We start from the raw sequence: 18,836 nt of genomic DNA, 5'->3' as shown, positions 1-18,836 counted from the left end.
TGCCGTGGTTGGGCGGTCGTGCCCAGAGGCCGAGGCTCACGCTGGTGACGCCCGTGATTGCGGAGGTCGCCGCAGTTCGGGTTCGGTCACCCGGGTGGGTGCGGACGCGCGTAGCTCATCGATGCCCTGATCGGCCAAGCGGTGAGGTCATGACGTTGGCGCAGCTCGCGAGGGGTGCTGCTGGGCCAGGTAGGTTTGCAGTCGGCTGTGCCGGAATTGGTAGACGGCACCGACTTGGCGCAGGATGCCGCGCTTGCAGGCGTCCTGCAGGAATGCGACTGATCGCCAGGGCAGGCGACGGGTGAACGCCAGATAACCCCTCACCAGCAGCAGCCATTGGCCCCAGGCGCAGGGCAGGATCAGCGCAGGACCGATCACGAGCGCTGTCATGAGGCCCGCGACCACACCAGCGGCAGGGCCATGTCCGAAGGCGCCGCCGACAACGACACCAACCGCGAGCATGATTCCGGCTCCGCCCAGAAGCGCCCGGCGAAGGGTGTAGGAACGATCGGCGGACAGCGAATCGGCGACGCTGACCGCCCAGGTCTGGTCGAGCGGGCGTGGAATGCCGAAGGTGATCCCGAGCGTCACGGCGGCCCCGACCGCAATCCCGGTCACGAGTCCGATCACGGCGTCGGACGCTACGCCGAACAGGAACAGTCCCGCCGGGATCCCGGCCATCGCTCCGGACGATAGCGCGAAGAGCAGCTCGCGGAGGTTGAGCTGGACGCGTCTGGTCTGCGGGACGGAAGGCTTGTCCCGGATCCAGTGCATCTGGCTGATCACGAGAAGGTTCCCCGGGAGGAGCATGAAGAAGATCGCGATAGCTGGACTGCCGGTCGCGACCCCGGTCGCCATGGCAGCCACGACCAGTGCCACGAGCCAGCCCCAGTCCAGGAAGCGGACCCGCTCTCGTAGGGGAATGCTGTCGCGCAGTTGCCACCAGGTCAGATCGGTGGCTTTCTGGGTTTCGAGGTGGGCGGCGAGATGGGCCAGCCACCTCTGTGCCCGGTCGGGGTGCCAATTCTGGCCGGAGGTCGACTGCTTGTGGTAGGCAGACGGGACATAGGCGGCTACCAGGTGCTCCTCGACCGCCTCCTGCGTCGGAAACCTCTGCGTGTCAAGGAGTTCGGCTGGGTCGTTCGGCGGCGTGTCGGAGTAGATGGCGCGAGCCAGGAAAACCATCAAGGGGGTCCGCAAGACCTGCCGGAGCATCGCCGCAGCGGGGTCGTCGGGCTGCTCGCCCAGCCGGGTGAGGACCGGTTGCCAGATCCCGTTCTCGGTGCCGGGCACGAGGCGGTTGGTGGTGCGAGGCAGATATTCGGCCACGGTCCTCAGTTCGAGGTCGTCGAGCATGATGCCCTCAGCGCGGGAGAGCACATCGGTCCGTTTGACGGCTCTCTTGTACTCGTCGCGGCGGCTGATCAGGATGAGCGGAAGCCTCGTGGTCTTGTTGAGTTGCCGCATTGCCTGCTCGTGCAGCCCGGGGTTGATCTCGTCGAAGCCGTCGAGGATCGGCAGGATCAGGCCGGCGTGCACCAATGCCGCTGCCCGGCTGGTCCGCCCGTCGAGGTTGATCGCTCCCTCGAAGGGGACAGACAGCGCGGGATAGCGCCGCGAGAGCTGTTCGGCGAGCCAAATCGTCAGATCCGACTTGGGGTCCCATGAATGGAGACCAAACATCAGCGGCACTCGTTCACCGGGTTGGCGGTCGTTGAGGATCTGGCCGAGCAACCTGCCGGCGAGGACTGTCTTGCCGGACCCGGCCTTGCCGAGGATCACCAGCCGCCCGGACGGGATCCGGGCATAGACCTTGGCAATCTCGCTCAGCTTGCCGGCGAGGTTCAACCTGGGCACGCGACCACCCAGCCGCGTCCCGTGCACGTTCGCCGGCTGGTCGACCAGGCGTTGCTCGGCCGGATGCCACGACACCGGCAGGGGCAGCGGGTCGTCGGACCGATGCTGCGCCTGCTCCCGTTCCCACTCGTTGTTTGCCGCGACAGCCAGGCTGTCGGCCAGCTCAGGCAGGCCGGAGACGGTGGGAGGCCCGGGAGCTTCCATGCGCCGCAACGCCTCCCAGATCATGAGCCAGGTGAGCACCACGGTTGCCGGGACCAGGATCCACAACCACCATCCGGGCAGGTTCAGGGTTTCGACGAGCAGACCTGAGACCAGTGCGGAGGAGAAGGGCAGCGCAGCCTTCCCAATCGCCGATGGCCGCCAGCGCACGACTCGCACCCTCTTTACATCGACTACGTTGGATGTCCACGTTAGTCGCTCTGTCCGTGCGGTGCTGGATCAGCCGGGAGGGCGTCCCGCAGGCGAGACGACAGTGGCGCCGCACCTGCGGAACGACAACGACGAGGCGTCCTGCACTGTGGACACCCGGTCCCGGCGACCGCAGTCGTCCACAGGGGACGCCACGGCCGCCGCGACCTGCGACCTCGTCCGTCAGGACCGCTTCTCGACCTGGCCCCGGATGGTGGCGAACTCGGCCTTGGCCTTGGCCGCGGAGGAGAAGAACATCACGATCAGGCCGACGCTGCCCTCGTCGGCCCAGACGCAGACGCCGAGCGCGATGCCGGAACTCTTGCCGTCGCCGCACTTGGCCACCCCGCCCAGCGGCCCGGGGCTGATCGAGGCGACCTTCTTGACCGACAGGGAGCTGGAGAGGCTCTTGACCGCGTCGTCGAGCTCCTTCTCCGGGAAGAGGACCGGGCCGGAGACGCCGGAGATCATCACCATGTTCCGCCTGGCGGCGCTGCCGTAGAAGGCGCCCACCGCGCCGGTCTCGTTGGTGACGTCGCTCTTCATGTCCCGGACCATCTCGTCGGCGATCCGGCGCAGCTGCGGCTCGGTGTTCTTCGCCCGACCGGCGAGGGTCCTCGGGGTGACCAGGCGGATCTCCGGGGTCGGCTCGATCTCCTCCTCGGACTCCGACGGGCTCGGCTCCGGCTCGGAGCTGGTCGTGGTGCCCAGGGACGGGGTGGGGGTCGGCTTCTTGTCGTCGCCGGAGAGGGCCACGTACGCCAGCCCGCCCCCGCCGAAACAGAGCACCAGCAGCCCGACGAGGCCCAGCGAGAGGATCAACCCCATCCGGGACTTCTGGGGCGGCGGGGCGGGCGGCAGGCCGTACGCCGGAGCCCCGGCGAAGCCGTCCGGCGGCACCGCCGGGTACCCGGCCGGCTGCGCGCCCGGGTACCCGGCCGGCGACACCGGCGGCTGGACGCCCGCCTGCCCCGGCTGGTACGCCGGGTACGGCGAGGTGGGCTGCGGGGCGGGCGGGTAGCCGCCGTACACCTGGGTGGGCTCGTGGTGACCGCCCTGCTGCGGGACCTGCGGCCATGCCTGCGTCGGCGGCGGCTGGGCGCCCGGATGCATGCCCGGCGGCCAGTCGCCGGGCTGGTGCGGGGGCGGGAACGATCCGGGCTCCGGCTGCGTGGACCAGGGGTCGACCGGCGGTGTGGACATGATCAGCTCCAGGCGAAGATGAGAACGCGTGATGGTAGCGAGCCGCGGGCCGGCTCCGCTGCCCCGCACCGAGTCTGACCCGGTGCCGCAAACCGGCGTCGGCCCGGGTCCGACCGGGCCGCACAGACGACCGCGGTGGCCGACGACCCCCGGCAGGGGGTGCCGACCACCGCGGTCGTGGGGGAGCGGAGGATGGATCAGGCGGGCAGGCTGGCGACCCCACGCGGCAGGAACCGCTGGCCGGTGACCTGCTCGGAGGTGCCGGTCCGGTCCAGGTACGGCGTCACGCCGCCGAGGTGGAACGGCCAGCCGGCACCGAGGATCATGCACAGGTCGATGTCCTGCGCCTCGGCGACGACGCCCTCGTCGAGCATGAGCCGGATCTCCTGCGCCAGCGCGTCGAGCGCGTTCTGGCGTACCTGCTCCTCGGTGAGCGGCTGGTCGCCGACCACGAGCAGCTTGGCGACCTCGTCGTTGATCTGGTCGTCGACCACGATCGGCTGGCCCGAGTCGGCGATCCGCTTGAGGTTCTCGCTGACCGCGAACCGGTCCGGGAAGGCGGCGTGCAGGGTGCCGCCCACGTGGTACGCCACGGCCGGGCCGACCAGTTGGAGCAGGGCGAGCGGCCGCATCGGCAGGCCCAGCGGGTCCAGCGCGCGGTTCGCCACGTCCAGCGGAGTGCCCTGGTCGACGGCCGCGAAGACCGTGCCGAGGAAACGGGTGAGCAACCGGTTGACCACGAACGCCGGGGCGTCGGAGACCAGCACCGAGGACTTCTTCAGCTGCTTGCCGACCGCGAACGCGGTGGCCAGCGTGGCGTCGTCGGTCCGCTCGCCGCGGACGATCTCCAGCAGCGGCAGCACGGCGACCGGGTTGAAGAAGTGGAAGCCGACGACCCGCTCCGGGTGCTCCAGTTCCTCGGCCATCGCGGTGATCGACAGGCTGGAGGTGTTGGTGGCGAGCACCGCCTCCGGCTTGACGATCTTCTCCAGCTCGGCCCAGACCTGCTTCTTGACCTTCAGGTCCTCGAAGACGGCCTCGATGACGAAGTCGGCGTCGGCGAAGACGCCCTTGTCGACCGAGCCGCTGACCAGGCCGTACAGCTTGGCGGCAGTGCCCTTGTCCATCCGGCCCTTGCTGACGGCCTTCTCGATCTGGGCGTGCACGTAGCCGACGCCCTTGTCGACGCGGGCCTGGTCCAGGTCGGTCATCACGACCGGCACCTGGAGGCGGCGGGCGAAGAGCAGCGCGAGCTGGCTGGCCATCAGGCCGGCGCCGACGATGCCCACCTTGGTGACCGGGCGGGCCAGGCCCTTGTCCGGCGCGCCGGCCGGCCGCTTGGCCCGCCGCTGCACCAGGTCGAAGGCGTACAGGCCGCTGCGCAGCTCCTCGGAGAAGACCAGGTCGGCCAGGGCCTCGTCCTCGGCGGCGGTGCCGGTGGCGAAGTCGGCGTCCTTCGCCGTCTCCAGCAGGTCCAGCGCCTTGTACGCGGCCGGGACCGCGCCGTGCAGCCGCTGGTCGAGAGTCTGCCGGGCGAAGTAGAGCACGCCCGCCCACATGTCCCTGTCGACCTCGGGGCGGGTCACGGTGACCTCGCCGGAGACGACGCCGGCGGCCCACTCCAGCGACCGCTCCAGGAAGTCGGCCGGCTCGAGCAGCACGTCCGCGATGCCCATCTCGGCGGCCTGCTTCGGCTTGAGCATCTTGTTCTGCATGAGCGGGTTCTGGATGATCACCTGGGTCGCCGCCGGGATGCCGATCAGGTTCGGCAGCAGCTGGGTGCCGCCCCAGCCGGGGACCAGGCCCAGGGAGACCTCGGGCAGCGCGAGCGCCGTCGCGCCGGCCGACAGGGTCCGGTAGTGGCAGTGCAGGGCCAGCTCCAGGCCGCCGCCCATGGCCGCGCCGTTGACGAACGCGAAGGTCGGGACCTCGCTGTCCTTCAGGCGGGCGAAGACCCGGTGGCCCAGCCGCCCGACCTCCAGCGCCTGGTCCCGGTCGGCGAGCTGCGGCAGGCTGGTGAGGTCCGCGCCGACGCAGAAGATGTACGGCTTGCCGGTGACCGCGATGAACGCCGGGTTCGCCGCCAGCGCGGCGGTGATCGCCTCGTCCAGGCTGGTCAGGCCGCCCGGGCCGAAGCTGTTCGGCTTGGTGTGGTCGAAGCCGTTGTCGAGCGTGATCAGGGCGGCCGGACGGTCCAGCCCCGGCACGTTCACCTGGCGCAGCAGCGCCTTGGTGACGACCTCGTTCGATGCGGCGAGCGCGCTCACTTGTTGCCCTCCCCCTGAGCCGGCTTGCCGGACTCCGTCCAGTGTGGGTTCTCCCAGATCACGGTGCCGCCCATGCCGATGCCGATGCACATGGCGGTGAGGCCGTAGCGGACCTCGGGGTGCTCGGCGAACTGCCGGGCGAGCTGGGTCATCAGCCGTACGCCCGAGGAGGCCAGCGGGTGGCCGATGGCGATCGCGCCGCCCCACGGGTTGACCCGCGGGTCGTCGTCGGCGATGCCGAAGTGGTCGAGGAAGGCGAGCACCTGCACGGCGAAGGCCTCGTTGAGCTCGAACAGGCCGATGTCGTCGATGGTCAGCCCGGCGATGCGCAGCGCCTTCTCGGTCGACGGGATCGGGCCGACGCCCATCACCTCGGGCTCGACGCCGACGAAGCCGTACGACACCAGCCGCATGGCGATCGGGAGGCCCAGTTCGCGGGCGGTGTCCTCGGCGGCGAGCAGGCTGGCGGTGGCGCCGTCGTTCAGGCCGGCCGCGTTGCCCGCGGTGACCTTGCCGTGCGGGCGGAACGGGGTCTTGAGGGTGGCGAGCTTCTCCAGCGAGGTCTCCCGGGGCGCCTCGTCCACGGTCGCCAGGCCCCAGCCGGCCTCCGGGTCGCGGACCGCGACCGGCACCAGGTCGCCCTGGAGCTTGCCGTTGGCGTACGCCTTGGCGGTCTTCTGCTGGGAGGCGAGCGCGAACGCGTCGGTGCGCTCCTTGGTGATCTGCGGGACCCGGTCGTGCAGGTTCTCCGCGGTGGCCCCCATCACCAGGGCGGACGGGTCGACCAGCTTCTCCGCGATGATCCGCGGGTTGGGGTCGACGCCCTCACCCATCGGGTGCCGGCCCATGTGCTCGACACCGCCGGCGATGGCGACGTCGTACGCCCCCATGGCGATGCCGCCCGCGACGGCGGTGACGGCGGTCATCGCGCCGGCGCACATCCGGTCGATGGAGAAGCCGGGCACGGTCTTGGGCAGGCCGGACAGCAGGGCGGCGGTGCGGCCGATGGTCAGGCCCTGGTCGCCGATCTGGGTCGTCGCCGCGATGGCGACCTCCTCGACCCGCTCCGGCGGCAGCTGCGGGTTACGACGCAGCAGCTCGCGGATGCAGCGGATCACCAGGTCGTCGGCACGGGTGTTGGCGTACATGCCACCCGCCTTGCCGAACGGGGTGCGGACGCCGTCGACGAAAACGACATCCCTAACTTCACGGGGCACTTGGAGCCTCCTCTTCGACCATGATTCGTCCTCCGCGCCGCCAGGCGGCGCTACGGACCGAACGAAGGTCGGCCGGCACTGGCATTTCCCCGGATGCTACTCGCCAGTAACCAACCTCGACACCACCCCCCGTGTGGCCCACCCCACACTCCCACCGCGCGCGCCCCGCGTGGCGATCACGAAGTTGGACGGCGAAGTCGATCTCCTTCGGCGCCGTCCACTTCATGATCGACACGGTGGGGTCAGGGGGCGGGAGTGGGGAGGGCTTCGGTCAGGGCGGGGACCAGCAGGCGGAGCTGCCACTCGCGGGCACCGAAGCCGCGCAGCACCTCGGCGACGGTCTCCTCGGTGATCTCGTCCGGCGGCTGCCAGGCCAGGCGGCGGATCGAGTCGGGAGCGATCAGGTTTTCCGGGGGGAGGTCGTGCTCGCCGGCGACCCGTACCACGATCTCGCGGCAGCGGGCCAGCCGGCCGGCCGCCACCGGGTCGCGCTCCGCCCAACGGTGCGGCGGGGGCGGCCCCTCCACCGTCGGGGCCACCGGCAGGGCGTCCTCCGGCAGCTGACGGGCGTCGTCCAGCGCCGCCAGCCAGGTGCGCGCCAGCCGGCGTACCGAGCGGCCACCGAAGCCGGGCAGGGTGAGCAGGGTCTTCTCGTCCTTAGGGTCCAGCTCTGCGGCGGCGACGATCGCCGAGTCCGGCAGCACCCGCCCCGGGGCGGCGTCCCGCCGGGCGGCGATCTGGTCCCGGGCGTACCAGAGAGAGCGGATCCGGGCCTGCGCCCGCGCCCCGCGTACCCGGTGGATGCCCGAGGTGCGCCGCCACGGCTCCGCGCGGGCCCGCGGCGGCCGGGCGCCGTTACGGACCAGTGCCGCGAACTCCTCGGCCGCCCACTCGGACTTGCCCTGGCGGGTCAGCTCCTCGTCCAGGGCGTCCCGGAGGTCGACCAGCATCTCCACGTCGAGGGCGGCGTAGGTCAGCCAGGACTCCGGCAGTGGCCGGCTCGACCAGTCCGCCGCCGAGTGGTGCTTCTCCAGGGTGTAGCCGAGCAACTGCTCGGTGAGGGCGGCCAGGCCGACCCGCTCGAAGCCGGCCAGCCGGGCGGCCAGCTCGGTGTCGAAGAGCCGGCGCGGGCGCAGCCCCACCTCGGCCAGGCAGGCGAGATCCTGGCTGGCGGCGTGCAGCACCCACTCCGCCCCGCCGATCGCCTCGTCGAGCACGGTCAGGTCGGGCAGCGGCAGCGGGTCGATCAACGCGGTTCCCGCGCCCTCGCGGCGTAGCTGCACGAGGTAGGCGCGCTGGCTGTAGCGGTAGCCCGAGGCGCGCTCGGCGTCCAGGGCCACCGGGCCGGTGCCCGCGGCGAAGCGGGCCACGACCTCGTCGAGTTCCGCCGGTGTCGCCACCGGCTGGGGCGTGCCGTCGCGGGGCGCGGTGAGTGGGACAGGGCCGCCGTCGGGCTGGTCGGTCCCCGCGTCCTTCGGCTCCGGCGCGGCCGAGGGCGAGGCGTCTCCCGTACGGCTTTCGGCGGCCCGACGGCGCAGGGGTGGTTCGTCGGTCACCTGACAACCCTAGTGCGCCGCACCATCCGGTGTGCGCAGCCGGTCCGACGTGTGTTGGTGCGGCGTCCGGCGGATGGCCGGTCGGGGCCGGACGACCGGGGCGACACGACGTGCCCGGGCGGGCCGCATCAGGCGGCGCCGGCCGGCCGGCGCTCGGAGAGCGCGGTCACCCCGGGCGGCGGCAGCCCCGCCGTGGAGGCGAGCAGCGCGCACCAGGCTTCCAGGTGGGGGGCCAGGTCGTCGCCGAGCGGCGTCCAGGACGCCCGGATCTCGATGTCCCCGGCGGCGGGCGGGCCGGCCAGTTCGCCGAACTTCGTCGACAGGGTCTGGGTGATGGTGCCTCCCGCCGCGCGGTACCGGGCGTCGTGCGCCTCCAGGGCGTCGATCAGCCAGGTCCAGCCCACCCCGGGCAGCAGCGGATCGGCGGCGAGGTCGACCTCCAGCTCGGCGGTGACGTAGGTGACCAGCCGCAGGGTGCCCCGCCAGGCTTCGTGCCCGGCCGGGTCGTGCAGCAGGATCAGCCGTCCGGTGGCCACCTCGTCGTCGTCGCGCAGCACGGTGGCGGAGAGGGCGAAGGCGTACGGGGCGAGCCGCTGCGGGGCGCCGACCTCCTCCAACGCGATCTCGGCCCGGGGAGTCACCGACCGCAGCCCGGCGACCGCGCGGACGAATGTCTCCGGGAGCGCGATCGGGGGGGCCATGCCGGCAGCCTATGCCGCGCCCGGGCCACCCGCCCGGACGGCACGCCGATGGTGGGGCGCGGTCCCACCCCGGCCCGGGCGGTCGTCGCGTGCCGTCCGGACGGCACGCGACGGGCCGGACCCGGCACGTCCGGGGGCGCGAGGAGCCGCCCGTGCCGTCGCGTACCGGGCGGCCGGGCCGGGCCGAACGCCCGCGCGGGCACCGCCCGCGCCCGCGCGCCAGGGTCGTACGGCCCTGCGGACAAGGGTCACAAAAGGCGGCGCTGCCCGCTGCGCCCACCCGGTCGCGTGGCACGATTGCCGCGATGACCACCGACACCACGGGCACTGCCGCCCGAGACGGAGAACCCCGCCGTGGCGGGCCGGCCGACTCAGCCTTCGTCCGGGCCTGCCGCCGCGAGCCGGGCCCGCACACCCCGGTCTGGTTCATGCGCCAGGCCGGCCGCTCGCTCCCCGAGTACCGGGAGATCCGGGCCAACGTGGGGATGCTCGACTCCTGCCGCCGGCCGGAACTGGTCGCCGAGATCACCCTCCAGCCGGTCCGCCGGCACGGGGTCGACGCCGCGATCCTGTTCAGCGACATCGTGGTCCCGGTCGCCGCGGCCGGCGTCGACCTGGACATCGTGGCCGGCACCGGCCCGGTGGTGGCCGAGCCGGTGCGCACGCGGGAGGACGTCGAGCGGATCCGCCCGATCACCCGCGACGACGTGTCCTACGTGGACGAGGCGGTGCGGATGCTCGTCGCCGAGCTGGGCGACACCCCGCTGATCGGCTTCGCCGGCGCCCCGTTCACCCTGGCCAGCTACCTGGTCGAGGGCGGGCCGTCGCGGACCCACGCGAAGACCAAGGCGCTCATGTACGGCCAGCCGGAGCTGTGGCACGCGCTCTGCGCCCGCCTGGCCGAGGTGACCGCGGCGTTCCTGAAGGTCCAGGTCGACGCCGGGGTCTCCGCGGTGCAGCTCTTCGACTCCTGGGCCGGCGCGCTGTCCGAGGCCGACTACCGCCGCTACGTGCTGCCGCACTCGGCGGCCGTGCTGGCCGGGCTGGCCGACGACTTCTCCGGGTCGCGGCGCGGCGACGGACGCGCCGAGCCGGAACGGTCGCAGGGCGTGCCCCGGATCCACTTCGGGGTGGGCACCGGCGAGCTGCTCGGCGCGATGGGTGAGGCCGGCGCCGACGTGGTCGGCGTGGACTGGCGTACCCCGCTGGACCAGGCCACCCGCCGGATCGGCCCGGACCGGGCGGTGCAGGGCAACCTCGACCCGTGCGTGCTGCTCGCCCCCTGGTCGGTGGTGGAGACCGAGGTGCGGCGGATCCTGGAGCAGGGTCGCGCCGCGCCCGGCCACGTGTTCAACCTCGGTCACGGCGTTCTGCCGGAGACCGATCCCGACGTGCTGACCCGGGTGGTCGCGCTGGTGCACGAGGTGTCCGCGCGACCGGCCGACTAGGGAGGACGACGATGCGGCAGCCCTGGCGGATCGCGGTGATCGGAGGCGGGATCACCGGGCTGGCCGCCGCCGTCCGGTTGCGCGACCGCGCCCCCGCCGGCACCGAGATCACCGTGTACGAGCGCTCCGGCGCGCTCGGCGGCAAGCTGCGCACCGGTGAGCTGGCCGGCTCGACGGTCGAGTTCGGCGCCGAGTCGTTCCTGATGCGCGACCCGGCCACCGGGGGCGACTCCGCCGCGGTGGCCCTGGTTCGCCGGCTGGGGCTGGCCGACGGGATCGTCCACCCGACCGTCGGGCAGGCCGCGCTGGTGGTCGACGCCGGGCTGCACCCGATCCCCGGCGGCACGCTGATGGGCGTACCCGGTGACCTGGCGAAGGTGGCCGAGGTCGCCGAGACGGACCCGGCGGCCGACCACGACGGCGGCCGCCCGCTGCTCGGCCCCGACGAGGACGTCAGCGTCGGCGCGCTGGTCCGGCCGAGGTTCGGTGACCAGGTGGTGGACCGCCTGGTCGACCCGCTGCTGGGCGGCGTCTACGCCGGCCGGGCGGACGACCTGTCGCTGGTGACGACCATGCCCGCGCTGGCCCGCGCGGCGCGCGTCGAGCACACCCTGACCGCGGCGGTACGGGCGGCGCAGGCCGCCTCGGCCCGGACCGCGCGGGCCGCCGCCGTGCCCGGCCCCGCCCGGCCGATCTTCGGCACCCTGGCCGGCGGGATGAGCCGGCTGGTGGAGGCGGCGGCGACGGCCAGCGGCGCGAAGATCCGGCTGGACGCGACGGTGCGCGACCTCACCCCCGGCCCGGCCGGCTGGCGGCTGACCGTCGGCCCGACCCGGGACCCGGAACTGGTCGAGGCCGACGCGGTCGTGCTCACCGTGCCGGCCCGCCCCGCCGCCCGGCTGCTCGCCGGCGTCGCCCCGGAGGCCGCCGCCACGGTCGGCGCGCTGGACTACGCCAGCGTCGCGCTGGTCACCCTCGCCCTGCCGCGACCGGAGCTGCCGGCGCTCTCCGGTTTCCTGGTGCCGGCCACCGAGGGGCTGCTGATCAAGGCGTCCACCTTCTTCACCACCAAGTGGGGGCACCTGGCCCGGCCGGACGGCGTCGCCCTGGTGCGCGCCTCCGTCGGCCGGTACGGCGACGAGGCGCAGCTCCAGCTCACCGACGACGACCTGCTGGCCACCGTGCACCGGGAGCTGTCGCAGGTGCTCGGGGTGGCGCTGCCCGCGCCGCTGGCCGGCCACGTTCAGCGGTGGGGCGGGGCCCTGCCCCAGTACGCGCCGGGTCACCTCGACCGCCTCGCCGCCGCCCGGGCGGCGCTGCGCACGGCCCACCCGACGCTGGTCCTGGCCGGCGCCGGTCACGACGGGGTCGGCATCCCGGTCTGCGTCCGCTCCGGTGAGACGGCGGCCGGGGAGATCATCGAAGCACTGGGAGGATCGGGTCAATGACCGAGCAGACCAACGCGGCCCGGCTCAAGGAGCTCAACGCCAGCATCCGTTACACCATGTGGTCGGTCTTCCGGGCCACGAGCCCGCTGCCGTCGCTGCGGGACAACGTCACCGGCGAGGTCGAGTCGCTCTTCGAGGAGCTGGCCGGCAAGGACGTGGTGGTCCGCGGCCTGTACGACGTCGCCGGCCTGCGCGCCGACGCCGACCTGATGATCTGGTGGCACTCCGCCTCCAGCGACGCGCTGCAGGACGCGTACCTGCGGTTGCGGCGGACCACGCTGGGGCGGGCGCTCACCCCGGTCTGGTCGCAGATGGCGCTGCACCGGCCGGCCGAGTTCAACAAGAGCCACATTCCGGCGTTCCTGGCCGGCGAGGAGGCCCGCCCCTACCTCTGCGTCTACCCGTTCGTCCGCTCGTACGAGTGGTACCTGCTGCCGGACGCCGAGCGGCGGGAGCTGCTCGCCGAGCACGGCCGGATGGCCCGTGGCTACCCGGACGTGCGGGCCAACACGGTCGCCTCGTTCGCCCTCGGCGACTACGAGTGGATGCTCGCCTTCGAGGCCGACGAGCTGCACCGGATCGTCGACCTGATGCGTGACCTGCGCGCCTCCGGCGCGCGGCGGCACGTGCGCGAGGAGATCCCGTTCTACACCGGCCGGCGTCGTTCGGTCGCCGACATCGTCAACTGCCTGGTCTGACCGTTGGCCCGGTGCCCTCCCGCACGGGCGGGCACCGGGTCCGGGCCGTCGGGCGGCTGCCCGTGCGCAAGCGTTCTGTCGGATGTCGGACCGCGGGTTGTCCCGATCGTCTCCGGGACGGCCGGGCGGGAACGCCGACGGTAACGTGACAGATCCATGACGGTAACTTTCCTTACCGTCGGATCCGTCGGGAGGCCAGGTGTCCCAGCTCGTCGAGTTCCCGTTGGCGGGCGGTGGCGCCGTCCGGGTGGAGGTCCCCGACGAGGAAGGCGTGACCCCCGTCGGCCGGGCCGGCGACGCGGTGGCCCTGGCCCACGAGATCTGGGAGTCGGTGCTGGGCCGGCTCCGCCCGCTGACCGCCACCGTCCTGCGCACCGTGCGCGACGCCGCCGAACCGCCGGACCGGGTCTGCGTGGAGTTCGGCGTGAAGCTCTCCGCCAAGGCCGGGCTCGTCGTCGCCAGCGGCACCTCCGAGGCCAACCTCAAGGTGCAGCTCGAATGGAACCGGCCCGGCGACACCGCCTGAGCCGGTGGCGTCGGGCGACACGTCATGCACGCAGCGAGAGGGCAGCCGCCGGGCCGACCCGTGCCCGACGACACCCAGTTCGCGGTGGCCGCCGTGCTGGACGACGCCGGGGTGGTCCACGGCGCGGCCTTCCTGATCGACTCCACCCGGCTGCTGACCTGCGCACATGTGGTGCAGGCGGCGCTCGGTCCAGGCCATCCGGCGCCCGGCGGGACCGGCCTCACCCTGGTGACGCTGGCCTTCCCCCTGGTGGCGCCGGACCGGCACGTCGCCGCAGTGGTGCTCCCGCAGCACTGGCAGCCGGCCGGCCCGGACGGCTCGGGCGACGTCGCCGTCCTGCAACTGCTCGGGCCGGCGCCCGCCGGCGCCCGGCCGGTCCGGCTCGCCCGTCCCGGCCAGGCCGGCACCCGGGACCGGATCTGCCGCGTCTTCGGCTTCCCCCGCTCGCTGGCGGAGGGGCGGTGGTTCGAGGGGCGGGTCGTCGGGCCGGTCGGCGGCGGCTGGATCCAGCTCGCCAACCGCACCGACTCCGGTTACCGGATCGAACCGGGCTTCTCCGGGGCGCCGGTGTGGGACAGCCGGATGCGGTGCGTCATCGGCATGGTCGTCGCGGTCGACAAGTGGCTCCGGCCGCAGCTGGACTACCCGGCCGCCTTCATGATCCCGATCCGCCGCCTACCGGTGCCCGACCAGTTCGGCCGGCTCCGGGTGCTGCACCGCTGGCGGCAGCCGCTGAGCCGGTGGCGTACCGGCCCGTCCCCGGCCCCGGACCGGCCGGGACCGCGACGTCGGATCGCGGCGGTGCTGGTGGCGCTGCTGGTGGCCGTCATGGTCGTCACGCCCGAGCCGCTCACCGCCTGCGCCGCCCCGGTCGAGCTGCGGGTCGCGGCCGCGCCGGACGACCTGGCCACCTACGAGTCGGTGGCCACCGCCTACGAGTCCTGGGCCACCGTGCAGGCCGGCGGCTGCCGCCCGACGAACGTCTTCGTCTATCCCGCCGCCGCCGGAGACGTGGCCCAGGGGCTCCGGCTCGGCTGGTCGGCCCTCGCCGGTCTGCCGGCCGGCGACCGGGGCTCGGGGGCGCCGGGCTGGTACCCGGCCGACGTGGGGCCGCGCCCGGACGTCTGGTTCCCCGGCGCCGAGCTGCCGGCGGCGCAGGTGCTGAGCCTGACGACGGTCCGCGAGTACCGCGTCATCGCCCGTTCCCCGCTGGTCCTCGCGGTGCCCCGCGGCCGCGTCGATTTCCGGCGGGACGACCCGGACCGGCAACGCGCGCTCTCCTGGCCGGAGCTGTTCGCCAAGGCCAGCCGGGTGCCGGCGGAGGAGCCGCTGCCCACCGCCTCCGGCCGGCGGCTGGCCGGCACCGGGTGGCAGGTGGTCCGTCCCGACCCGACGGTGTCGCCCGAGGCCCGGATGGTCGACGTGGCGCTCTACGACGGTGCGCCAGACGTGTCCCGGATCCGGCAGCTGGAGCGCCGGCTGGCGGACGCCCAGGACGGTCACGGGTTCCCACTGGGGAGCCTGGCCGCCGTGCTGTGCAGGCAGCGGCAGCTCGCCCTGGACCCGGCCGCGCCCCCGCTGCCCGCGTTGATCACGACCGAGCAGGCCGTGGTCCAGTTCAACCTCGGCGAGCGGCTCGGCGGCGGTTGCGTGGAGCGTGGCCGCCCGCCGTGGGACCGGTCGCTGATGGCGTTCTACCCGGAGGTGACCCCGGGAGCGGAGCACCGGATGGTCCTGCTGGACTGGGCGGCCCCGATGCAGAGTGCCCCGGCCCGGGCCGCGGCGGAGGACTTCCTGCGCTGGCTGACCGGGTCCGGTCGGGACGCGCTGCTGGCCCGGGGCTTCCGGGTGCCGGACCTCGACCGGGCCGGCCCGGTGCTCAGCGAGATCAACGGTGTGCTGCCCGGGTGGCTGCTGGACAACCCCCAGTGGCAGCTGACCGACGCCGGCGACCCGCTGGCGCTCGGCACCGCGGACCGGTGGTACCGGGAGGCACGCCGACCGGCCCGGGTGCTGCTGGCGCTGGACACGTCCGGATCGATGCTGGCGGAGGCGGGCCGGGGCACCCGCTTCGACGTCGCCGTGGACGGGGTCGCCGGCTCGCTCGACCAGTTGGGCGGTCGGGACGAGGTCGGCGTGTGGGCGTTCTCGACGGCGCACCGGGGGGCGGTGGCCCGGCTGCGGGAGGTGGGCCGGGCCGACCCCGCGCGGGACGCCGCCCTGCTCGACCGGCTCCGGCGTACCGTGCCGGCGGGGGACACCCCGCTGTACCGGACGATCGACGCGGCGGTGCGGGAGGTGCGCCGGCGCGGCGACCGGCACGACGAGCACCTGCGGGCCGTGGTGGTGCTCACCGACGGCCGGGACACCGCCAGCGGAGCGCTGGTGCCCCGGCTCGACGGCGATCCGCCGGTACGCCTCTACGTGATCGCCGTCGGCGAGGCGAGCTGCGACGACCGGCTCCGGGCCCGGACCCTCCGGCAGACCACCCTGGCCACCGGCGGCGCGTGCGTACAGGCGGCGGCCGGGACGGTGGACCGGGCCCTCGCCGGACTCTTCCGGCAACTGTGGGAGAAGGGAGCCGAGCAGTGACCGATCCGAGTCCGACCGGCCCGCCCGTCGTCCGCGCCCGCCGGTGGCGGGTCCCGTCCGGGTTCCTGCTCGGGGTGGCGGTCGGTACGGCGGTCGGCGTCGTCGCCACCGTCGGGTGGTACGCGGCGACCCGCGAGCAGCCACTGGAGCGCGGGCAGCTGGTGATCCTCAGCGGCAAGGACACCAGCCCCGGCGGCCAGCGCGACGAGCTGGTGAAGCTCTGGAACGAGCTGCATCCGGAGAGCCCCGCCCGGATCCGGCCGGCGCCCGTCACCACGGACCAGCAGCACAGCGAGATGGCCGCGGTCGCCCAGGCGCAGGCCACGAACCCGGGGCAGGACCCCGAGAACGACGTCGACATCTACAACCTCGACGTGACCTTCACGGCGGAGTTCGCGGCCGCCGGGTACCTCCGTCCCATCGACGAGTCCCGGCTCGGCCCGGGCCATCTCGACGCGTTCGTCCCGGAGGTGCTCGACGGCTGCCGCTACCAGGGCTCGCTCTGGGCGCTGCCGTTCAACACCGACGCGGGCCTGCTCTTCTATCGACCCGACCTGCTCGGCGCGGCGGGGCCCGGGTCGGGGCACCCGCGGTTCGACTGGGACGCCGTCATCGACCGCGGCCGCGCCCTCGCCGGGCCCGGCCGGGGCGCGCAGGCGTCGATGGTCGGCTACGTCGGGCAGTTCGGGCCGTACGAGGGGCTGACCGTCAACGGCATGGAGCTGATCTGGTCCGCCGGGGTGGACCGGCTCGTCGACGAGACGCAGAACCGGGTGGTCTTCCAGCGGGACCGGTGGGAGCGGCGACTGCGCGACGTCGCCACGGCCAGGCCGGCCGGGTTGCTGGTGGGCGACGCCTTCGCCGTCCCCGGTGACGAGGCCCGCAGCCTGCGCGACTTCCGGGAGGGCCGGGCGCTGTTCATGCGCAACTGGCCGGTCAACTACCGGTCGCTCAGCTCGCCCGACGCGGTCCCGGCCACCCCGGTGCCGTTCGAGGTCACCCTGCTGCCCGGCCCGTCGGCGCTGGGCGGGCAGAACCTGGCGGTCGCGAAGCACACCCGGCAGCCCAGGGCGGCCCAGGCGCTGGTCGAGTTCCTGACCAGGAAGGAGGCCCAGCGCAAGCTCTTCGCGCTGGGCGGCTTCGCGCCGACCCGGGTCGACGTGTACGCCGACCCCCAACTGCGTGAGCAGTTCCCGTACCTGCCGTTGCTGGCCGACGCGGTGGGGCAGGCCCGGACCCGGCCCCGGGTGCCGCACTACTTCCAGTTCAGCCGGGTGTTCCGGGAGGGTGTCCGGCGGGCCCTGGAGGGTGACGGGAGCCTGCCGGAGAACTTCGAGGCGCAGCTCAACCAGGCGTTGCAGGGCGGTTGAGGCCGGCCGGGGCCGTGCTGGTCACGACCCCGGCCGGGTGGTTCAGAGGGTCGCGGTGCAGGACGGCGTCGGGGCGGCGCCGCTGCCGGAGCCGAGGAAGCCGAAGGTGGTCTTCGCCCCGGCGCCCAACGCGCCGTTGTAGCTGACGTTGCGGGCCGTCACGCTCGACCCGTTGGTGCTGAGCGTGGCGTTCCACGCCTGGCTGACCTGCTGGCCGCCCGCGTACGTCCAGGTCACCGTCCAGCCCTTGATCGGCGTGGCGCCGGCGGTCACCTCGACCTCACCCTGGAAGCCGCCGGACCACTGCGAGGTGATCCGGTAGGTCGCCGAGCAGCCGCCGGCCGGCGGCGGGGTCGTGGGCGGGGTGGTGGTGGGCGGCGGGCTCGTCGGCGGGGTGGTGGTGGGCGGCGGGGTGGTGGGCGGCGGGGTGGTGGGCGGCGTGGTCGGCCCGCTGCCACCGAAGTCGACGTCGCTGCACAGGTAGTACGACTGGTCCAGGTGGCTGGCCTGCCAGATGGTGTAGACGATGTGCCGCCCGGTGCGCCCCGGCGCGTTCGCCGGCACCTGGATCGACACGCCCGAGGTCTCCTTCGTCCACTGCGACGCCGGGGTGTCGCCGATCTGGCCGACCAGTTCCAGGTCGGACCAGGCCAGCGGCTTGGTCAGGGCGTTGAATCCCTGCCTGGTCACGTACACCCGGATGTAGTCGGCGCCGTGGCTGGCCTGGTCGTACAGCTTGATCCGGAAGTTGTTCGTGGCCGGCACGGTCTTCCAGGCGCCGACCGTGTCGAGGGAGTCGTAGCGTCCACTGCTGGTGCGCCCGGCGCTGCACAGCTGGCCGTCGGGGATGGCGCCCTGGTGGTTGCCGGCGACGCCCTCGCGGAACAGCCCGTTCCAGTTCCACATCGCGCTCGGGTCGGCCTGCCAGGCCTGCCAGCACATCGGGTCCTCGGTGGCCATGTTCGGGTTCTGGTGGTCGCTGCCCCAGCGTTGCCAGCAGCTGTAGTTGCGGGACGCCGGGTCGACCACCGAGCCGTGCGCGGACGCGGGCCGGGCCAGGGTGGTGGTGAGCAACATCGCGACGACCGCGCCGACGGCGAGCAACGCCGCCAGGATCGGCAGGGGACGTCTGCACAGGAGCGTGGACATGGAGCCTCCGGGGTGTGCGGGTCGATCGATGACGATGCCCGGACGGCCGGGAGTTGCCCCCTCCCGAACCCTGTCTGCGTGGCTCCCGCGACGGCTCTGCTCAGGAGGTTTCCACAGGAAAGCGGTATCCGTCAATATTTGCGGCCGTCCGGCGGCAGGTCGGGCACACCCGCCTCGGCGAGCACCCGCATCATCACCGGCACCGGCAGCCGGGGGTTGGCCGCCGCCGCGCCGGCCAGTTCGGGGTCGTCGAAGAGGTCCATGAGCCGCTCCGGCGGAAGCCCTGGTGGCGTACCAGTCGGAGCAGCACGTCGGCGGGGGCCGCCGGATTGTGGGCCAGGGCCCACATGCGCCAGGTCTCCAGGCCGTGGCCGTACAGGTGGTCCACCGTGT

General features: G+C 73.5%; 14 protein-coding genes. 6 read left to right on the top strand and 8 right to left on the bottom strand.

Annotated features, from left to right (window positions below; genetic code table 11):
• Window positions 1-147: 147 nt before the first annotated feature.
• The 6 genes from GA0070560_RS12540 to GA0070560_RS12515 all read right to left on the bottom strand — a co-directional run bounded on the left by GA0070560_RS12540 (window position 148) and on the right by GA0070560_RS12515 (window position 9,212).
• A complete protein-coding gene (locus GA0070560_RS12540; RefSeq protein WP_091295294.1) occupies window positions 148-2,229 on the bottom strand; it encodes an NACHT domain-containing protein in 2,082 nt (693 codons plus the stop codon).
• A 222-nt stretch (window positions 2,230-2,451) separates the two neighbouring features.
• Window positions 2,452-3,471 carry a hypothetical protein gene (locus GA0070560_RS12535; protein ID WP_091295290.1) on the bottom strand — a complete coding sequence of 340 codons (1,020 nt, stop codon included), beginning with the start codon at window positions 3,469-3,471 and terminating at the stop codon, window positions 2,452-2,454.
• A gap of 197 nt (window positions 3,472-3,668) precedes the next feature.
• Window positions 3,669-5,738, bottom strand: coding sequence for a 3-hydroxyacyl-CoA dehydrogenase NAD-binding domain-containing protein (locus GA0070560_RS12530; RefSeq protein ID WP_091295286.1), 2,070 nt, complete (start codon window positions 5,736-5,738; stop codon window positions 3,669-3,671).
• Window positions 5,735-6,955: a thiolase family protein gene (locus GA0070560_RS12525; RefSeq protein ID WP_091295282.1), complete on the bottom strand. Its 1,221-nt coding sequence runs from the start codon at window positions 6,953-6,955 to the stop codon at window positions 5,735-5,737. Before GA0070560_RS12525 ends, GA0070560_RS12530 begins: the two co-directional genes overlap by 4 nt.
• A gap of 242 nt (window positions 6,956-7,197) precedes the next feature.
• The gene (locus tag GA0070560_RS12520; protein WP_091295279.1) at window positions 7,198-8,511 is read right to left on the bottom strand and encodes a ribonuclease D; all 1,314 of its coding nucleotides are present in this window, start codon (window positions 8,509-8,511) and stop codon (window positions 7,198-7,200) included.
• A gap of 128 nt (window positions 8,512-8,639) precedes the next feature.
• On the bottom strand, window positions 8,640-9,212 hold the full coding sequence (locus GA0070560_RS12515) for a DUF3000 domain-containing protein (RefSeq protein WP_091295276.1): 573 nt from the start codon (window positions 9,210-9,212) through the stop codon (window positions 8,640-8,642).
• Window positions 9,213-9,517: 305 nt separating this feature from the next.
• Between GA0070560_RS12515 and hemE the strand changes: the two genes are divergently transcribed.
• From hemE to GA0070560_RS12485, 6 genes are all read left to right on the top strand, one after another.
• Window positions 9,518-10,660 carry a uroporphyrinogen decarboxylase gene (gene hemE, locus GA0070560_RS12510; RefSeq protein ID WP_091295273.1) on the top strand — a complete coding sequence of 381 codons (1,143 nt, stop codon included), beginning with the start codon at window positions 9,518-9,520 and terminating at the stop codon, window positions 10,658-10,660.
• A gap of 11 nt (window positions 10,661-10,671) precedes the next feature.
• Entirely contained in the window at window positions 10,672-12,108 is a 1,437-nt protein-coding gene (gene hemG / locus GA0070560_RS12505; RefSeq protein WP_091295270.1) for a protoporphyrinogen oxidase, read from the top strand.
• Entirely contained in the window at window positions 12,105-12,806 is a 702-nt protein-coding gene (gene hemQ / locus GA0070560_RS12500) for a hydrogen peroxide-dependent heme synthase (RefSeq protein WP_091295266.1), read from the top strand. The genes hemG and hemQ overlap by 4 nt, the downstream gene beginning before the upstream one ends.
• Before the next feature lie 199 nt (window positions 12,807-13,005).
• Window positions 13,006-13,332: a CU044_2847 family protein gene (locus tag GA0070560_RS12495; RefSeq protein WP_091295263.1), complete on the top strand. Its 327-nt coding sequence runs from the start codon at window positions 13,006-13,008 to the stop codon at window positions 13,330-13,332.
• Between the two features lie 24 nt (window positions 13,333-13,356).
• Window positions 13,357-15,924, top strand: coding sequence for a trypsin-like peptidase domain-containing protein (locus tag GA0070560_RS12490; protein ID WP_091295259.1), 2,568 nt, complete (start codon window positions 13,357-13,359; stop codon window positions 15,922-15,924).
• On the top strand, window positions 15,921-17,294 hold the full coding sequence (locus GA0070560_RS12485) for an extracellular solute-binding protein (RefSeq protein WP_091295255.1): 1,374 nt from the start codon (window positions 15,921-15,923) through the stop codon (window positions 17,292-17,294). The genes GA0070560_RS12490 and GA0070560_RS12485 overlap by 4 nt, the downstream gene beginning before the upstream one ends.
• A 42-nt stretch (window positions 17,295-17,336) precedes the next feature.
• Here the strand turns inward: GA0070560_RS12485 and GA0070560_RS12480 are convergent, their stop codons facing one another.
• Window positions 17,337-18,443 (bottom strand): lytic polysaccharide monooxygenase auxiliary activity family 9 protein, encoded by a 1,107-nt coding sequence (locus GA0070560_RS12480; protein ID WP_091295252.1) that lies wholly within the window; start codon window positions 18,441-18,443, stop codon window positions 17,337-17,339.
• Window positions 18,444-18,574: 131 nt separating this feature from the next.
• Window positions 18,575-18,706 (bottom strand): hypothetical protein, encoded by a 132-nt coding sequence (locus GA0070560_RS29790; RefSeq protein ID WP_281184041.1) that lies wholly within the window; start codon window positions 18,704-18,706, stop codon window positions 18,575-18,577.
• Window positions 18,707-18,836: the final 130 nt, after the last annotated feature.

The organism is Micromonospora halophytica (genome assembly GCF_900090245.1).
Taxonomy (GTDB): domain Bacteria; phylum Actinomycetota; class Actinomycetes; order Mycobacteriales; family Micromonosporaceae; genus Micromonospora; species Micromonospora halophytica.
The sequence above is the reverse complement of the archived record's forward strand: the minus strand, read 5'-3'. Positions and strand labels throughout refer to the sequence as shown.

What these genes read in the sequence shown, in the direction of transcription:
- GA0070560_RS12535 (WP_091295290.1), bottom strand. Translation starts at nt 3,471, where the DNA reads ATGTCCACACCGCCGGTCGACCCCTGGTCCACGCAGCCGGAGCCCGGA.
- GA0070560_RS12515 (WP_091295276.1), bottom strand. Translation starts at nt 9,212, where the DNA reads ATGGCCCCCCCGATCGCGCTCCCGGAGACATTCGTCCGCGCGGTCGCC.
- hemE (WP_091295273.1), top strand. Translation starts at nt 9,518, where the DNA reads ATGACCACCGACACCACGGGCACTGCCGCCCGAGACGGAGAACCCCGC.
- hemG (WP_091295270.1), top strand. Translation starts at nt 10,672, where the DNA reads ATGCGGCAGCCCTGGCGGATCGCGGTGATCGGAGGCGGGATCACCGGG.
- hemQ (WP_091295266.1), top strand. Translation starts at nt 12,105, where the DNA reads ATGACCGAGCAGACCAACGCGGCCCGGCTCAAGGAGCTCAACGCCAGC.
- GA0070560_RS12490 (WP_091295259.1), top strand. Translation starts at nt 13,357, where the DNA reads ATGCACGCAGCGAGAGGGCAGCCGCCGGGCCGACCCGTGCCCGACGAC.
- GA0070560_RS12480 (WP_091295252.1), bottom strand. Translation starts at nt 18,443, where the DNA reads ATGTCCACGCTCCTGTGCAGACGTCCCCTGCCGATCCTGGCGGCGTTG.
- GA0070560_RS29790 (WP_281184041.1), bottom strand. Translation starts at nt 18,706, where the DNA reads ATGGACCTCTTCGACGACCCCGAACTGGCCGGCGCGGCGGCGGCCAAC.